Source organism: Vibrio sp. A2-1, assembly GCF_021728355.1.
GTDB lineage: Bacteria > Pseudomonadota > Gammaproteobacteria > Enterobacterales > Vibrionaceae > Vibrio > Vibrio splendidus_K.
On sequence record NZ_JAKKCO010000004.1, the window covers coordinates 51633 to 67724 of the forward strand.

The 16092-nt window shown below is 44.9% G+C and carries 15 protein-coding genes; 7 read left to right on the forward strand and 8 right to left on the reverse strand.

Annotated features, from left to right (window positions below; genetic code table 11):
- Positions 1-44: 44 nt before the first annotated feature.
- The 3 genes from L3V33_RS14720 to hinT form a co-directional block, all read right to left on the reverse strand.
- On the reverse strand, positions 45-428 hold the full coding sequence (locus L3V33_RS14720) for a YcfL family protein (protein ID WP_171329358.1): 384 nt from the start codon (positions 426-428) through the stop codon (positions 45-47).
- The gene (locus L3V33_RS14725) at positions 428-1819 is read right to left on the reverse strand and encodes a hypothetical protein (protein ID WP_054541057.1); all 1392 of its coding nucleotides are present in this window, start codon (positions 1817-1819) and stop codon (positions 428-430) included. Before L3V33_RS14725 ends, L3V33_RS14720 begins: the two co-directional genes overlap by 1 nt.
- A 257-nt stretch (positions 1820-2076) precedes the next feature.
- Positions 2077-2427: a purine nucleoside phosphoramidase gene (hinT, locus tag L3V33_RS14730; protein ID WP_004736268.1), complete on the reverse strand. Its 351-nt coding sequence runs from the start codon at positions 2425-2427 to the stop codon at positions 2077-2079.
- Positions 2428-2704: 277 nt separating this feature from the next.
- Between hinT and L3V33_RS14735 the strand changes: the two genes are divergently transcribed.
- Complete coding sequence (locus L3V33_RS14735; RefSeq protein WP_237290712.1) at positions 2705-4696, forward strand: methyl-accepting chemotaxis protein; 1992 nt, start codon at positions 2705-2707, stop codon at positions 4694-4696.
- A gap of 197 nt (positions 4697-4893) precedes the next feature.
- Positions 4894-6060 carry a DUF1887 family protein gene (locus L3V33_RS14740; protein WP_004736271.1) on the forward strand — a complete coding sequence of 389 codons (1167 nt, stop codon included), beginning with the start codon at positions 4894-4896 and terminating at the stop codon, positions 6058-6060.
- Between the two features lie 241 nt (positions 6061-6301).
- Here the strand turns inward: L3V33_RS14740 and udp are convergent, their stop codons facing one another.
- The 4 genes from udp to L3V33_RS14760 all read right to left on the reverse strand — a co-directional run bounded on the left by udp (position 6302) and on the right by L3V33_RS14760 (position 11934).
- Positions 6302-7060 (reverse strand): uridine phosphorylase, encoded by a 759-nt coding sequence (gene udp / locus L3V33_RS14745; RefSeq protein ID WP_004736272.1) that lies wholly within the window; start codon positions 7058-7060, stop codon positions 6302-6304.
- Between the two features lie 285 nt (positions 7061-7345).
- Positions 7346-9694 carry a zinc/cadmium/mercury/lead-transporting ATPase gene (locus L3V33_RS14750; RefSeq protein WP_237290713.1) on the reverse strand — a complete coding sequence of 783 codons (2349 nt, stop codon included), beginning with the start codon at positions 9692-9694 and terminating at the stop codon, positions 7346-7348.
- A 174-nt stretch (positions 9695-9868) separates the two neighbouring features.
- The gene (locus tag L3V33_RS14755) at positions 9869-11332 is read right to left on the reverse strand and encodes an MATE family efflux transporter (RefSeq protein ID WP_017086104.1); all 1464 of its coding nucleotides are present in this window, start codon (positions 11330-11332) and stop codon (positions 9869-9871) included.
- 185 nt (positions 11333-11517) lie between these two features.
- Positions 11518-11934, reverse strand: coding sequence for a CBS domain-containing protein (locus tag L3V33_RS14760; RefSeq protein ID WP_054546682.1), 417 nt, complete (start codon positions 11932-11934; stop codon positions 11518-11520).
- 283 nt (positions 11935-12217) lie between these two features.
- Here L3V33_RS14760 and L3V33_RS14765 point away from each other — a divergent pair, with 283 nt between their 5' ends.
- A complete protein-coding gene (locus tag L3V33_RS14765) occupies positions 12218-12451 on the forward strand; it encodes a hypothetical protein (protein WP_171311244.1) in 234 nt (77 codons plus the stop codon).
- 184 nt (positions 12452-12635) lie between these two features.
- Entirely contained in the window at positions 12636-12932 is a 297-nt protein-coding gene (locus tag L3V33_RS14770) for a hypothetical protein (protein ID WP_054546683.1), read from the forward strand.
- A gap of 99 nt (positions 12933-13031) precedes the next feature.
- Here the strand turns inward: L3V33_RS14770 and L3V33_RS14775 are convergent, their stop codons facing one another.
- On the reverse strand, positions 13032-14018 hold the full coding sequence (locus tag L3V33_RS14775) for a glycosyl transferase family protein (protein WP_081008972.1): 987 nt from the start codon (positions 14016-14018) through the stop codon (positions 13032-13034).
- A 167-nt stretch (positions 14019-14185) separates the two neighbouring features.
- Here L3V33_RS14775 and L3V33_RS14780 point away from each other — a divergent pair, with 167 nt between their 5' ends.
- From L3V33_RS14780 to L3V33_RS14790, 3 genes are all read left to right on the forward strand, one after another.
- Positions 14186-14794, forward strand: coding sequence for a TetR/AcrR family transcriptional regulator (locus tag L3V33_RS14780; RefSeq protein ID WP_237290714.1), 609 nt, complete (start codon positions 14186-14188; stop codon positions 14792-14794).
- A gap of 195 nt (positions 14795-14989) precedes the next feature.
- Positions 14990-15364 (forward strand): hypothetical protein, encoded by a 375-nt coding sequence (locus tag L3V33_RS14785; RefSeq protein ID WP_065205574.1) that lies wholly within the window; start codon positions 14990-14992, stop codon positions 15362-15364.
- 89 nt (positions 15365-15453) lie between these two features.
- A complete protein-coding gene (locus L3V33_RS14790) occupies positions 15454-16053 on the forward strand; it encodes a thiol:disulfide interchange protein DsbA/DsbL (protein WP_102503371.1) in 600 nt (199 codons plus the stop codon).
- Positions 16054-16092 lie beyond the last annotated feature (39 nt).

The following is a 16092-nucleotide window of genomic DNA, read 5'->3' on the forward strand; positions in this document are numbered from 1 at the left end:
ATTCTTGTATTGGCGAATCAATGAATCCGCTTCTTAAATCTAAGTTACTGCTCTCGGAACTGAACTCGGAATTGAGTTGCTTTCGGGTTTACCGATACTTCCGACAACGAGATACTTTCAAAGCCACGAACAATCGCTTGCTTCCAAGGGCCTTGTTTTAGGTTCACCTCAAGCCCAGCATCGTCATACCAGTAAAAACGATAAAGGATATGTTGATCGCCTTTATATTTACTGTTTAAACGAACAATTCCTCGAGTGTGACCGTCAACTTGGTCGGTACGGATATCTTCAACCAACAAACGGCTGCCCAATACCTTGTCACCAAAGAAAACGTTCTGAGTCAGACTATCAACCCTTACGCCAGCTGTATTATCAGCACAACCAGCCAGAGCCATAACCGCTGCTAAACTCACTAACCACTTTTTCATTACAGCCTCCCTAGCTGTTTATGCCACATTGTTGCATTGTTACCTTGTCGAGAAATCCACACCAAAGTGGTCTGCCCTTCTCGGATATCAAAGTCGTACGTTTTAGCGCCCGCTTCTAGCGTATATTGACCGCTGTTTGCTACGAACGTGCTGCTCTTAATCTCAGCCGGTAGAGATTGCCAACTGCGAGTGTCTGGTTGTTCGGTGAATGTATTCCACACATTGAACAAGATATTACCGACATCGTTGCCTTTGGTCGCTTCTTTACGGATACGGTCTTTAGCGACCACACGTAAAGCCTGACGGATAACAATGCTCGTCATACGTTCAGATAAATCGTTCTGCGCCATCGCGTTTACGTCAGTGATCAAATGTTCTTGTAGCGGTTGCCCGCTGATTCGCAAGGCAGAAAAACGCTCCACGTTTTGGCTCGGATAATAGGGCAGTGCCAGAGAGTATATTGCGCCCTGATCGCGACTGTCATAAACAGGTAAATCTAATCGCCAACTGTCCATTGCTTGTACAGCGCTTTGTTCTTGAAGCACAATAACTCGCCCTTCACCTGCGCCAAGCTTAGATGATTGCTTGTAACGCTTTTCCAATGTCGCTAAATCTTGTCGCATCCCTAAACGCGCGGCAGTTGCCATTGTTCTGTCAATAATTTCTTGGTTGTCTGGCATAACAGCCAAAGCACGACGATAGTCAACGTATGCGCTGTTTAAATCATTCGAAGCTTCATAAAGCAGGCCAGACAAAAACATCAAATACGCATTCTGTACCGACTGCAGCTTTTTACCCGCATCAGGATAGTTCGCAAGAATGCTCCCCACATTGGCAGACAACCCCTGCTTCTTCGCATCGCTGGCTGCACGGTCTAACTCAGCTTCACGTTGCTTCTTTGCTTGTTCTTGAACTTGGTTGGCGCGACGCATTTCAATCACCGCACCTTCTAAATCGTTTTTCTTGAGATAATTTAAACCGAGGTACAGATGAAGAAACCCCAGCTCATAATCGGCTGGCACATACTCGGTAATATTATCATTCACCGCCAACGCACCCACGCTGGTTGCACTGTCTGAAATCGAGATCACGGCTTTTCTTTGTTGCTCAGTTACCGCCTGATCCGCCACTTCAAACGAAGACTTACTCTCTGGGTATTGCTGATCCAGAAGGTTAATTCTGCCTCTTTCAAAGTTATCAAGGATGTCACCCGCAGCGTAATCTGGTAGCTCTTGTTGAGCCTCTGAATAATCTCCAGATTTAACGGCTTGGTAGATCTCTTTGTTTTGCGCGCTGTAATGACTGAACAGGTTTCCTGCAGACATACTTGCACAGCCCACAGTCAACGCCGATAACAGGGCAATGGAAGCGAATCTAAACTGTTGCTTCACTTATCGTCTCCGTGCATGTTTAAAATGCCAACTTTGTTAGTCTCATTGTCAAAACGAAACGTGTTGTAAAAAGGATCTCAAGCCAGTTGAAACCCTACTGATTTAGCCTCTGCCTAGGCGATGCCGACATTCAGACAACAGATAGAACTTAAAGTTGGCATACAAACTACAAATTTTCCAACTAACTACTTGTGTTAACCCACTAATGAGTTCGTTTAAACTAGCTCATTAGCTTTCATTAACTTGTTAGCTTTGCGTTAGCTCATTAATAGCGGACCAAGTGGACGGCCACCAACCAAGTGCATGTGAATATGGTAAACCTCTTGGCCGCCATGAGAATTGCAGTTCACAATAAGACGGTAGCCATCTTCTGCGATGCCTTCTTCTTTTGCTAACTTGCGAGCCACGGTAAACATGCGTCCCATCATGGCTTCATCTTCTACTTCAACATCATTCGTTGTTGGAATCAGCTTGTTTGGGATGATTAAGATATGGCTTGGCGCGCGAGGGTTAATATCGCGAAATGCCGTTACTAAATCGTCTTGGTATAGTAGATCTGCTGGGATTTCTTTATTGATGATCTTACTAAAAATGGTTTCTTCAGCCATGTTTCTCTCCGATAAAACATTTATTTTTTAATGCTTTGAGTATGCGCTATGCCGCATCAAACCACAATAAATCTGCTTTACAGCATAATAAAAAACACCGTTCAAATCAAAGAAAACGAGCCTTAGCTCTCAAGAATGGCATGTTGGTTATAACTGAGGGCTATTTTTGACGTGTGCGTCATAAAATGCGTAAACGGAGCTCAATAGAATGCTGATAATTTTGTTAGTTTTACTTTGACCTGACATTAGGTCTGCATTTTTATTTAGGGAGAAAGCCATGAAGGGATCTGTGATCAAGCGTATGTACGCTGGTTTCGCACTGATCATCATCATGTTCGCAGTCACGATAACCATCATGATGAACAGCATGAATCAGATACACAGCAATTTTGAGAGTGTCTCAGAAACCTCACTACCACTTGTCGCGCTTTCAAATCAAACAAGTGTTCAATTGCTTTCTGCTGATAAATCATTCAAAGATTACTTAACCACACAAAACGCTGAACGCATGTCTGCAATGCGTACTGAGTTTGCTGCGTCACAAAACTCGTTTTCAGAAGTTCTCGGAAGTTTAGAAGCGGCAAGCCAAAACAATGTTTCGCTCACTGAACGCATTGCCCAATTAAGAGCAATGGAAAAACGCTACTTCGCTGAAGCTGACGAAGCGATGAACAACTACGTCGCGATGTTTGAAGCTCAAGAGCAAGTACAGAAAGCATCTCGCGATTTCCAACGCTTACATTCAGAGTTAGCTGTTGGCATGAAAGAGTACGTTGCCGACCAAAAAAGCATCTCTGTAAAAGTGATGGCAAAAAGCTACTTCATTAAACTTCAAGATGCTGAAGTGATTACCTCTGATGCGCTAGCCAGTTCTGATGTTGCCTTCGTTCAGAAAGCCGTTAACCAAAACAAAAAGGCCGTTACTCACCTTAACTATGCTTATCGCGGCCTATCCACACAACTGCCAGCACTTAAAAATGTCTTTGATGAATCGGTTCAGAAATTCACCAAAGACGTTGGTCAAAAAGGCGGTGTGTTGGACAAGCACAACAACTACTTGAAAGCGAAACAAGCTCTGTACATCAACATTGCTAACTTAGCCGTAGAAATAGACAAAGCCATGGCTGTTTTAGACTCATTCAACGTGACTGCGGAAGAGCAACTGAACGCTTCACTTGAAGACGCAAGCAGCATCTACGATAAAGGCCTGTTCAATGCGATTGCCATTGGTATTGTTGTCACCGTATTCGCTGCAGCAATTGGTTACCATATTGCACATAGCGTAAGAGAGCCATTAACTCGCATCCTGGGTACATTAGAAGGCCTAACTGAAGGCGATATGACTCAGCGAATCGATATTCGTTATGACAACGAATTCAGCCGAGTGAGTCGTCACATCAACACCTTAGCCGACAACCTACGCAATATTCTGGTGAAACTGAATGACGCTTCAGATGACTTAACTAAGACCGCAAGCGTAAACCAGAAAACCTCTACAGAGACGCAAGCTCAACTGAACAGCCAACGTGAGCAAACGGCAACTGTCGCGACCGCAATGACAGAAATGTCTCATTCGGTACAAGAAGTGGCGAACAGCGCGCAAAGCTCACTAACCATGGTTCAACAAGTAGAATCGGCTTCTGAGTCTGGTCGTCAGATAATGAACACCAACATCAGTACCATTAACCAGCTCGAGGTTCGCCTTACTGAATCTGTTGGTGCTGTAGGTGAGTTGCAGCAGATGAGTAGCCAGATTGGCTCAATCCTCGACGTGATCCGTGGTATTGCAGAACAAACCAACCTACTTGCACTCAACGCGGCAATCGAAGCGGCGCGTGCCGGTGAGCAAGGTCGTGGTTTTGCAGTGGTTGCCGATGAAGTACGCGTGCTAGCACAGAAGACCACTCAATCAACGTCTGAAATCGAGACCATGATCAGCAACCTGCAATCAAGCTCGAAAACAGCAAGCAACGTGATTGAAAGTTGTATGAGCGATATGGACATGTCGGTTCAACAAGCTTCAAGTGCCAACAGTGCGATGGAAGAGATCCAAGCCTTGATTCTAGAGATCAGTCACATGAGTACACACATCTCTCAAGCAGCCGCTGAGCAGAGTGAAACTTCTGGTGATATTGCGCGGAATATAGAAGACATCAACCATATCGCCGATAAGAGTTACCAAGCGATGTCTTCAATTGCTGAAGCAAGCCAAAACCTAACAATTCTCGCAAACCAGCAAGGTGATTTGGTTCATCAGTTCAAGCTATAGATAGCTGAAAAATTGATAGATATTTAGTGAGAATATTGGGACTTCTTACCCAATAGTGATAACTATTTGAACAAGGGCAACTTTTATCAAGGGTTGCCCTTGTTTTTTATGATCTTTGTCATTATATGATTATTAAGGCTTGCTGCTTCCCGTTTTGTCTTTCACCTTTATGAGCGAGCCGCTATTAAGGAATTTATATGGCTGTTCATGTTGGCATTATCGATCAAGATCCCATTCGCTTGATCACCCCACTACTCGATAACCGAACGATCAGCACTCACATCGTGTTCATCGGTGACAAGAATCAAGTCAGTATTTACCAACGCTTAGACAGCGTTTTGCAAAAACGCGACATTACGAGTGAATTTTTCGAGATTCCAACCCTCGTAAATACATCCGCGATTAAAGAGTCTATCCAAAACCTTGCTGAAGACCTCAAAGCTCGTGGTGAAGAAGTGAAACTCAACGCAAGTTGTGGCCTTCGCCACCGCCTACTTTCTGTCTACGAAGTATTTCGTACTTACCACTGGCCAATCTTTGTTGTTGAACCAAACAGTGACAAGCTGTGCTGGCTTTACCCGAATGGCAAAGAAGACGCACAAGTTCAAGACCGAATCACTATCGACGACTACCTGACTGTGTTCGGCGCTCGTGGTGAATTCAGCGATGTACAGCTGTCTCCGCAACTTGATCAAAAGCTTTATGAGCTGGGAGAACGCTGGGCAAGTAATGCACTAGAACTCGGTCCAGGCCTCGCTACATTGAACTACCTTGCAACGACCTGCCGTAAAGAACAGAGGCTTGATGTAGGGTTGTCAGAGAAACAACAAGGCTATCGCGAGCTAAACATGTTGTTGAGCGATTTGGTTGAAGCTAAGATCGCCACTTATGACAATGGTATTTTGACGTTTGCCAATGAAGACGCACGACGCTTCTCAAACGGCGAATGGCTTGAAACATTGGTTCATAGCACAGTTAAGCAGATCCAAGATGATATGCCGACCATTCAAGATCGCTCTTTGAATGTTCAAGTTTATCGTCAACTCGGCGAGCGCGAGGTACGTAACGAGCTTGATGTTGCTTCTGTAGTGAACAATAAGCTGCACATCATCGAGTGTAAGACCAAAGGTATGCGTGATGATGGCGATGATACCTTGTACAAACTGGAATCGCTTAGAGACCTTCTGGGTGGCCTACAAGCACGTGCAATGTTAGTGAGTTTCCGCCCTCTTCGTCATAACGACATCACACGAGCAGAAGATCTTGGCCTTGCATTGATTGGCCCTGACGAATTAAAAGATCTTAAAACACACCTAGCGGCATGGTTTACCGCCGCCGGTGGTGATGAAGATTTAGAGTGCTAAAAGCCAATAGACTCTTGAGAGCTCAACGCGCTTAAGTAAATCTAAAAAGTCGAATGACGATTAGGTCACTCGCCTTTTTTGTTCTCCAGCCATTTATCTGTTCCGCTCTATTTCCATCTTTCAACTCTCTATATCTTTAATTTATTTGCCCCATAAAAAATGGCCGCATCATTCGATGCGGCCATTTTTAAATCTTGGAAACAGACTTAAAGCACTTTAAGACTAAAAGTATTTTTACAACTTAAAGCATTTTACGAGCAGCTTCTACAACCACTTTGATTGAACGAGCTTCTGTTACTTTTAGTGTTTCGTGATCAGGCGTCTCTTTTTGAGTACGGTTGATGATTACACCAGCAACACAACCCGCTTTAAGACCAGAACTTGCACACATAGTTAGAAGCGTTGCAGATTCCATTTCGAAGTTTAGAACGCCCATATCTTGCCATTCTTGCATAGAGCCTTGGAAACGCTTAACAACGCGACCAGAGAACGTGTCGTAACGCTCTTGACCTGGGTAGAACGTATCACTTGAAGCCGTTACGCCCATGTGAACTGTTGCACCTGATTCATCAACAGCCGCTTTCATTGCTGTTGCAACTTCAAAGTCAGCAACTGCTGGGAACTCCATTGGAGCAAAGTGCAGGCTAGCGCCGTCTAGACGAACAGAACCTGTAGAAACAATCATGTCACCCACGTTTACGTGTGGTTGGATAGCACCAGTAGTACCAACACGAAGGAAAGTGCGAACACCAAGTTGAGCAAGCTCTTCAACTGCGATAGAAGTAGATGGACCACCGATACCTGTTGAACATACAACAACTGGCTTGCCGTCTAGCTCTGCGCGGTAAAGCGTGTATTCACGGTGACTAGCAAGAAATACAGGATTCTCCATCTCTTCGGCAATTTTTTGCACACGAGCAGGATCACCAGGAATGATCGCAAGAGTAGCACCGTTAAGATCTGCTTCAGTAACACCTAAATGGAAAACAGCTTGAGACATAGTTCGCTCCTTTTGGCTTATTGGGCTTTGTTAACCCTTATTTAAGCTCATAGTAAATTCGTGGGGTACGAACACACTCTAACCAAGCTCATTACAAAATGAAGTGACGAGCGTCACACCAATGATCGCAACAAGATTTCAAGTTTCACGAAAAACCGATTGGCATCACAAAAATAAGCAATCCATACGCCTACGTTGCATACTAATGAGACAAAAAACGCCTTTAGCTTATTAAGACTAAAGGCGTTTATTTGCATCAAAATAGTGAATATTAGCTAGAAGTGCTTAATCCGCTTTTGATTTGAATCGAAGCAAACGCAGAGCGTTGAGTGTCACCAAAGCTGTTGCGCCACTATCCGCTAAGACTGCCACCCATAAACCGGTAATACCCAGTAAGCTTGTCACCAAGAACACGCCTTTCAAACCGAGTGCAAGTGCGACGTTTTGACGGATGTTATTCATGGTCGCTTGCGACAGTTCAATCATCGCAGGGAGTTCTGTTAAGCGATTATGAGTCAGAGCTGAGTCAGCTGTTTCCAACGCCACATCTGTGCCACCGCCCATTGCTATACCCACATTAGCGGTTTTCATAGCCGGCGCATCGTTGATGCCATCGCCCACCATGGCGACGTGTGACTGCTGAGATAACTGTTCAACGTAAGACACCTTATCGCTTGGCAATAGGCTTGCTTTATACTGCATACCAATCTTGCGGCTGATCGCTGCCGCGCTTCGCGGGTTATCCCCAGTAAGCATGATAGATTGAATTCCCAAGTCATTGAGTCGTTCAATCGCAAGCTTAGCGTCACTACGTAACGTGTCTTGCCAAGCAATCAGACCAATCACAGTCGCAGCTTGCTCGATTGATTCTTCTTGATCTTTAAGCTCAAGAGCAACCACAACCGTCTTGCCCTCGCCTTCTAATGCCTCAACCTGAGAAACAACATCGGCACCAAGATCGAACGTCACCTTAGAAGGCGATAGAACCTGATACTTAATTCCGTCGACATCGCCTTCAACACCACTACCGATCAGCGCGGTCTTGTTGTGTGATTCAGGAATCTCAATATTCAGTTCTTTCACTTTAGCAACTAGCGACTGCGCCAATGGGTGAGTAGAACCCACTTCAATTGCTCCAACCACACGAAGCATCGCATCTTGTTGCCAACCCGATAGAGGCTGAATGTCCGTAACCTGAGGCTTACCTTCAGTCAGTGTGCCCGTCTTATCGAAGGCAATAGTTTGAATTTTACCAAGCTGCTCCAGTGCTGCGCCGCCTTTAATTAGCGCACCACGTTTCGCGGCGGCTGCCAAACCAGACGTAATCGCGGCTGGAGTCGAGATAACCAACGCACACGGACAAGCAATCAACAATAGCGCTAAACCACGATAGACCCACGTTTCCCACGGCTGTGCGAACAGCAATGGTGGTGTGATGATGACTAAAAGAGCAACCAACATCATTAACGGTGTATACCAGCGACTGAACTTATCGAGGAATCGCTCGAGTGGTGCTTTACGTGACTCTGCCTCTTCAATCAGATGAAGAATACGGTCGATCGCGTTCTCACCCTGTTTTGAAGTGATGGTAATACGCACCACTTTATCAACCACCACAGCGCCAGCCATGATGCTATTACCTTCGATATGTTCAACAGGAACAGATTCACCGGTTAACGCACTTTCATCAAAGCTTGCTGCGTCGGTAATCAGTTTGCCATCAGCAGGTAAACGAGAGCCCGCCGCCACTTCAATCACATCACCGGGAACCAGTTCACTGACTGCAACTTCGACACGCTCGCCGTTGATAATCTTAGTCGCGTTTTCTGGTACCAATGCCATTAGCGCTTGAACGCCACTTCTTGCTCTTGATGAAGCAAACGCTTCTAAGCGCTCACCAATCAAAAACAACAGTAAAACCATCGCCGCTTCCGCGGTTTCGCCCAGATACAAGGCACCCAGCGCGGCAACACTCATTAGAGTTTCTATTGCGAAAGGTGTACCTGAACGTGCCAACTGAACCGCTTTCTTAGCAACCGGATATAATCCGAGTAGACAGGTTGCGGTGAATAAGCCTTCACTTAATTCAGGATATGTACTTTTCAGAAGCGCAGCGAACAGCATTGCCGCTGCAATCGCGATAATCTGAAAATTAGGTTGGATGTACGCTTGCCAAAAAGTCTCAGGTTGTTGTTTTTCTTTCTTAGAACCGACTTCCGAAAGAGGGAAACCCGTTTTGATAGAGACCTGTTCAATGGTGTCGGCAAGACTTTCATTATCGAATTTAACAACCAGTTTTTCGGTAGCAAAAAGAACCTTCGCTTGAATAACACCGTCAATATTACTGATCGCGTTTTCTATTTTTCTTGCACAAGCTGGGCAGTCCATTCCGGCAACCAGCCAACTTTTGGAAAATTGGGCGTTGAGAGACTCAGTTAAGGGCAGCCGGTCTTCTTCTCCACTGTCTGAACCACAACAATCATCTGCTGATGCAGAAGCCGTCGTAGAACTACAGCATGATGAAGTACCCGCTGCCGTGATGCTGGAAATTTTAGGGCTGGAACAGCTTGCTCCTGCCGCTTGAGGTTGAACGTCCACTTTTGTTGAGCGGCACGCTGCATGTTTTGCGCACATAATGTATCTCCTTAATACTCAAAAGCCTTGAGGTTGTTGCCGGCTAGTCACAGCAACCAAACCTTAAGTTCATCAAAAGTATAAACCTTAGAGGTAACTCCAAGGTCAAGAAGAAATTGTCCAAGGCCAAGAAGAAATTTGCAAACCGACCAACCTCATATTGGAATGCCGGTGTTATTGCGACTTGAACTCTTTACACTCTTCTCTGTTCGCAGATACATCATCAATAAGAACCGCATCGTGTGAACAAAACGGCTGTGTATTCAAGCTCACTATCGATACATCGTCTTCTACAGGGTCAACTTGGGAACCTTGCATAAGCTCGGCAATATGATAGCGAAGCACCAAGGTACCAAGTATTCCGAACAAAACATTACCCAAGGCTTGCCCATACAACACACCCAATGCGCCATACCATTGCGAGCCTAAGTAGACGAACGGCAATGTACCGAGAGTGGCTTTACCCAGATTCAGTGCTGTCGAGTAAAGCGGTTTACCCAGGTTATTGAAAGAAGTATTGGCAACAAACAGCGCGCCATTAAAAGTAAAGGTTAAGGCGACATAAGTACAAAATGCCGCAACAATAATTGCAGCATCACCTTGCAGGCTAAAGCCTTGGATCACATAGTCTTGGACAAAGTACAACAGAATACAGACGGCGATGGTGTATGCCGTAGTAACCAACAATGAGTTGTTGAGTGTTTCTTTTACTCTGTCCATTCGTTCTGCACCAAAGTTTTGCCCAATGATTGGGCCGACAGCGCCGGACAAGGCAAAAATAACCGCAAAGCAAACTGGCGTTAGACGACCAATCACGGCAAAGCCCGCGACAAAATCCTCGCCGTATTGCGCGATACCCGTTGTCACAATCGCATTACCGATAGGTGTTGCGGTGTTAGTGATAATGGCGGGAAGCGCAATGGCCAATATAGGGCGAATATTAATGCGCCACTGCACCAGTGAAGGAGGTGCAACCAAGTGATGACTACGAATCAGAGGATACAGCGAGAAGAGAAGCACCGAAAAACGGGCAAAAACAGAAGCAATAGCCGCCCCTTCTATATTCCAGCCAAAGCCAAAAATAAACAGGGGGTCCAAAATCGCATTAACGATACCGCCTGACAAGGTCGCCCACATCGAACGTTTGGCATCACCTGCCGCTCTTAAGCCCGCACCCGCTGCCATCGCCAACGCCAAAAAGGGACCACTTGGTAGCAAAATCTGTAGGTAAGCTTGAGCACGCTCTGCGGCAACCCCTTTTGCCCCTATAGCGGCTAACAGTTCTGGGATATAAGCAAACATCACCGCGGTAATCGTCAAACTGATGACAAAAGCAGTCAGCATAATACTGGTGGCGAGGTTTCGAGCGTGTTCCTGATTCTTTGAACCGATCGCTTTGGAAACTAACGCGCCCATAGCAATGGAAGTACCGATCGAAACGGAGGTAGAGAAAAAAGTCAGCGTGCCTGCAAAACCCACCGCAGCGGCCAATTCGACTTGTCCCAACATACTGATGAACAACATATCGAGTAAATCGACCACGAATAACGCCATCAAACCGACTGAGCCAGCCCCCGACATCACCAATATGTGGCGCATCGTTGAACCTTCTACAAACTTTGCCGTTTGATTTGACATGAAACCTCCAAAAGCTGGGACACCCACAAGCAAGCTCCCTAAACTAGTGACCCAAAGCTAGCGTCCCACAAGCTAGGGAGCCACAAAGAAAGGATCTACCAAGAAAAGCTCTATACAGAAAAAAGGCGCTAGTGCGCCTTTTTCAATTGAGGGTATTGAGAAAAATAATCGTTCTTAACACGCTACTATACCTGATGTTTGAAGCATTCTTCCAAGTTCTTGCCAATTGCTCTCAAAACATCGGTTCTGGTGATCATACCCACTAGCTTTTTGTTATCGAGCACTGGATAAGCTTTGGGTTTACCCACTTGCATCATATCTGCCAATTCAATGATGGATAAGTCTGGTGAGACCGACAGCACCTCTTGGTACATGCAATCACCCACAATGTGTGTGTCTTGGCAGAAATAGCTTACCTTCACCAATTTTTCTAATAAATCTTGCTCAGAAAGGAAACCAATAACTTGCTCATTATCATCAATTACTGGACCGCCCATGTGATGGCTGCTCATTACTCTATCTAACGCGAGACTTAACGGCATGTCAGGAGTGAATGTCACAACCTGCGGCGTCATGTAATCTTTCACTTTTATTGAATGCATTGCGTTCTCCCTAAATACTTTTCGTCATGTCTTTTTCTATCTTGTTAACCTAATTGTTGTCTAAAATCTTGATTTTACTAAATGGATTTCAACAATTTTATTGATAGGTAAAACCTACCAAGGCGAGAAAACAAGGTCACAAAAGGCTTGTGAGCATTTTTACGCGAGCAAAAAAATAAAAAATAGAGTCCTTACAAAGCCTTACTTTATGACACTGGCTTGAATGAATAAACCTTGTACTCTTCACACCATAAATAATTATATCGTGACAATTAGGCCGTTTATGCAACACAACAACAGTATGTACGCGTACATTTATTCCGGTGTCGATGGTACAGAAAATACCCTCATCGCCACTGTCGATAACCAAGAAAAGCCGCTTATCTCTAGCTGCGTCGATGAGATAAAACACATGTCTAGCTTAGCGATTGATCTGGCGGCAAAATACAATTTGAAAGTAAAGCTGGTCAAATACCAAAGAGAGCAAGAAATCGACTTCGGCTTGTTCGTTAAATAGCAGACTCATCGCACATGTCTTGACTCACAAGCTCAACAAGCATTGTCAACGACACATGAATACCGTATTTTGTGGCAAGTTCTTGAGTAGGTAATCACATTGACGATGATTACCTGCTTTAACCGATAAGCGCTCGAATTGGAGACATCCGTCGCACCGCTTTTCATTGTCCAAACGGTGCACTATGACTTCGCTTCGTTCCCCTCACACTGTTCTATCTCACTTTATCCCTAAGCTAAAAAGCTACTTTAGCGAATTGTTAGATTTCCAATCGCGCATTTGGGTGGTTCATATCTTTGAAGACTCCATCACCGATCAGTCCTTTGTGATAAATGAAGATGGCTTTAAAGAACCGTTAGAGTGGATGAAGAAACGAGCCTATCAAACAGCAATGCTTGAACGAGTAGAGAAGATGAAAATCTCACAAGTCATTGAGATTCAATTTGAAGACAAGATGCATCGATTGATGCGAGTAAAGTAACTCTTATTGTTTGATCATTCACGAAAGCCCTTTGCTAGAAATCAAGCACAAAAAAGGCCAGCACTCGCTGACCTTCTCTCATTGATTAAAAACCATCATCTAACGCGCACAATACTCATGCCACAGACGCACCGCTTTCTGATATGCCTCAGTTTTATCGTGCGTTTCTGCGAATAAAATCGCAGTCATACTGTCCACAACACTGTTCGCCATCAACTCCATCTCATCTTCCGGTGTACCCAGCACACATTCAGAAGGCAGAGGCAGTTCAACATTCATCGTGCCTTCCCAGTAGAAAGATTCCACCTTCTCAGGAGAACTCATCCAGACCGTTTGACTCACCTTAGGGTTGTATTCTGATTCGCCATTCATGCCTTTAAATGAAATCACCGAGTGGGATTTATTACCAATGACATGCTCAACTTCAGCGTGTAACTGAGGAAAGCCCGGGTGAAAACTTCCACGTAAGCCCAAACGGCCACCACCTGGGTTCAATGCTCGAACTACCGTGTTGATCGGTGTTCTCAGCCCGTAGCGGTGTTTCCAACCGATCATGGTTTGCGCTTCAGGTGCGAAGTTCGCCAAAGGCAAATAGGCGATACCATCCGCTTCAAGTATCTGCTTGGCGTCTTGTGGGTCTTGAGCTCGGCGAACACCAACACACTCTAGGTGAGTCTCAACGTGCGTCCTACCGCTCGGCTTATCCATATAGCCATGCATTAAGACTTTATAGCCATTATCAGCTAAGATTTTTGCCGCCAGCAAGTTCCAAGGCTTACCACTGGCAGTATCGTTACGCTTACCTGCGTAGCACGGCCAGTCAATATCAGCGCCTAAGTCTGGTACTCGAGATTGAAAGGCTTTTACAAAGCCTGCGATCTCTTCATTGGTTTCATTCTGCACACGAATCAACATCAGTAGCATAGCCATTTGGTCGTCACCGACCTCTCCGCTTAAATACTCATCCATGATGCGGTAGGCTTGTTCGAACGATAAAGGCTTACGCCCTCTTTCTCCTCGTCCAACTGTACGAATACACTCTAAAATACTACTCATTGATTGTTTATTCTCTTCCGTTGATATCAATAAAATTCGAATACGCTTTCGATTCTATGATACCCACAGTGCATTGCAAAGCGATTCAGTTGCTATCGACCTAATTACCAATACGTGGATTGGTGTTCTAAAAGTAAACTTACTGGTGTAAAATTATCGTATACAATGCTAACTGCGACCTATTGAGTAATATCCAAATGACTGTAAAAAAAACGCTGAGCCAAAGAAAACGTGAATCGATCGTTGCCGCTGCTATCGCAGAGTTTACTGAGCACGGTTACAAGGCCACCAGCATGGATAAAATATCGAGCCGCGCGGAAGTATCAAAGCGCACTGTATACAACCACTTTGCCAGTAAAGAACTGCTTTTAGATGAGATTCTAGACAGTATTTGGAGCAAGACTCTCGCCGCGACGCATTTCCCTTATCAAGCAGAATTGCCTCTTAATGATCAGCTCGCTTCGATTGCTAATCAAGAACTAGAGCTTTTAGAATCAGAAGGCTTTATCGATTTATCTCGCGTGCTGTTCTCAGAGTATTTCCATAACGCCGAACTGGCGCATCAAGCTATGGAGAAATATTCCCAAGCAGAAAGTGGACTCACAACCTGGATTAAAGCAGCACAGGCAGATGACCGCTTAATTGAACTAGACCCTCTATTTGCATCTACCCAATTTATTGCACTGTTAAAGTCTTTTGCATTTTGGCCACAAATCATTGGTCATGCGCCGTCACCGGATGCGGAACACAAACAAGTGATCATCCAATCCAGTGTCGAGATGTTCCTCAAGCAATATCAGGCTTAGTCAGAATCACGCTTATTCAAATAAATCTAAGTTGCATATAGCCTAAGTCACATACAGCTAAGCCACATGACACTGAGTCACCTAAAGCTAAGCCAAAGTTTGAACCGAGCTAAGTTTTGCTTTGTTTGACTGGAGAAGAGTAAAAGCGTGAGGTATCATCCACCCGCTTCACTTGTTTACCAAGACTAAGAATTCATGCCAAAGTTGATTAACAAAATTTGGGTACACGCTTTCATGCTCTTCGCTATGCTAATGGCCACCATTAGTGTGGACAGCATCGCGAGCAGCAATGCTCTGCAAGCACCCCAAGCTCAATCAACTTCTGCCAATAGCTTCTCTTTCTCTGCTTCTAACATCAGTTCTGTAGAGAGCACCCCAACACCTTATTCCAGTGCACAACCCAACGTTGAGCACCACTGTTGTGGATCGGTCTGTCTACTGAAAATGCCACCACTTATCGTTTCTGAATCTTTCGAACCGCAGATTGAATCACTGGCACTGATAGAAAAAGAGCCTTCGCACAAAGCGATTGTTTCACCACAAGCGCCATACCGCCCCCCTATTTCCTAATCGTTTGTCCCTGTTTGGCAATATCTGCCATCAAGTTATAACAGCATTTTTGCTGTATCAAATGACATCCGAATTTAGGAAATGAACACATGAAAAAACTATTTAGCCTCTTTGCCGCTCTACTCTTGAGCGCTTCAGTAAACGCCGCACAATTTGAAGAAGGCACGCACTACAAAATCCTTGATGTAGCAAAGGCCGACAAGCCTGTCGTTACCGAATTTTTCTCTTTCTACTGCCCGCATTGTTACAAATTTGAAGGGGTCATTAAGTACCTAAAAGCAGACTTGCCAAAGTCAGCAAGCTTCCAAAAAGTGCACGTCGCTTTTATGGGTAACAACATGGCAGTACCAATGGCGAAGGCTTACGCGACCATGATTGCTCTAGACGCTGAAGAAAGCTTGGTTCCTGCCATGTTTGCTCAGATCCATGAGAAGCAACAAACACCAAAAAATGAAGCAGAACTGCGTGAAGTTTTCATTGATAACGGTATCGATGCGAAGAAGTTTGATGCGGCATACAACAGCTTTGCAGTGAACTCGATGCAAAAACGTTTCGATAAAGAGTTTGATCAAAGCACACTAACAGGTGTTCCTGGAGTTCTGGTTAACAACAAATACATCGTGAAACCGGATCAAATAAAGAGCTACGAAGAGTACAACCAACTAGTGAATTACCTGCTAACGCTCTAAGTCCGTTTTTCATCTCAAAGCCAGTGATTTCATCGCTGG

What these genes read in the sequence shown, in the direction of transcription:
- L3V33_RS14720 (WP_171329358.1), bottom strand. Translation starts at nt 428, where the DNA reads ATGAAAAAGTGGTTAGTGAGTTTAGCAGCGGTTATGGCTCTGGCTGGT.
- hinT (WP_004736268.1), bottom strand. Translation starts at nt 2,427, where the DNA reads ATGGCTGAAGAAACCATTTTTAGTAAGATCATCAATAAAGAAATCCCA.
- L3V33_RS14735 (WP_237290712.1), top strand. Translation starts at nt 2,705, where the DNA reads ATGAAGGGATCTGTGATCAAGCGTATGTACGCTGGTTTCGCACTGATC.
- L3V33_RS14740 (WP_004736271.1), top strand. Translation starts at nt 4,894, where the DNA reads ATGGCTGTTCATGTTGGCATTATCGATCAAGATCCCATTCGCTTGATC.
- udp (WP_004736272.1), bottom strand. Translation starts at nt 7,060, where the DNA reads ATGTCTCAAGCTGTTTTCCATTTAGGTGTTACTGAAGCAGATCTTAAC.
- L3V33_RS14750 (WP_237290713.1), bottom strand. Translation starts at nt 9,694, where the DNA reads ATGTGCGCAAAACATGCAGCGTGCCGCTCAACAAAAGTGGACGTTCAA.
- L3V33_RS14755 (WP_017086104.1), bottom strand. Translation starts at nt 11,332, where the DNA reads ATGTCAAATCAAACGGCAAAGTTTGTAGAAGGTTCAACGATGCGCCAC.
- L3V33_RS14760 (WP_054546682.1), bottom strand. Translation starts at nt 11,934, where the DNA reads ATGCATTCAATAAAAGTGAAAGATTACATGACGCCGCAGGTTGTGACA.
- L3V33_RS14765 (WP_171311244.1), top strand. Translation starts at nt 12,218, where the DNA reads ATGCAACACAACAACAGTATGTACGCGTACATTTATTCCGGTGTCGAT.
- L3V33_RS14770 (WP_054546683.1), top strand. Translation starts at nt 12,636, where the DNA reads ATGACTTCGCTTCGTTCCCCTCACACTGTTCTATCTCACTTTATCCCT.
- L3V33_RS14780 (WP_237290714.1), top strand. Translation starts at nt 14,186, where the DNA reads ATGACTGTAAAAAAAACGCTGAGCCAAAGAAAACGTGAATCGATCGTT.
- L3V33_RS14785 (WP_065205574.1), top strand. Translation starts at nt 14,990, where the DNA reads ATGCCAAAGTTGATTAACAAAATTTGGGTACACGCTTTCATGCTCTTC.
- L3V33_RS14790 (WP_102503371.1), top strand. Translation starts at nt 15,454, where the DNA reads ATGAAAAAACTATTTAGCCTCTTTGCCGCTCTACTCTTGAGCGCTTCA.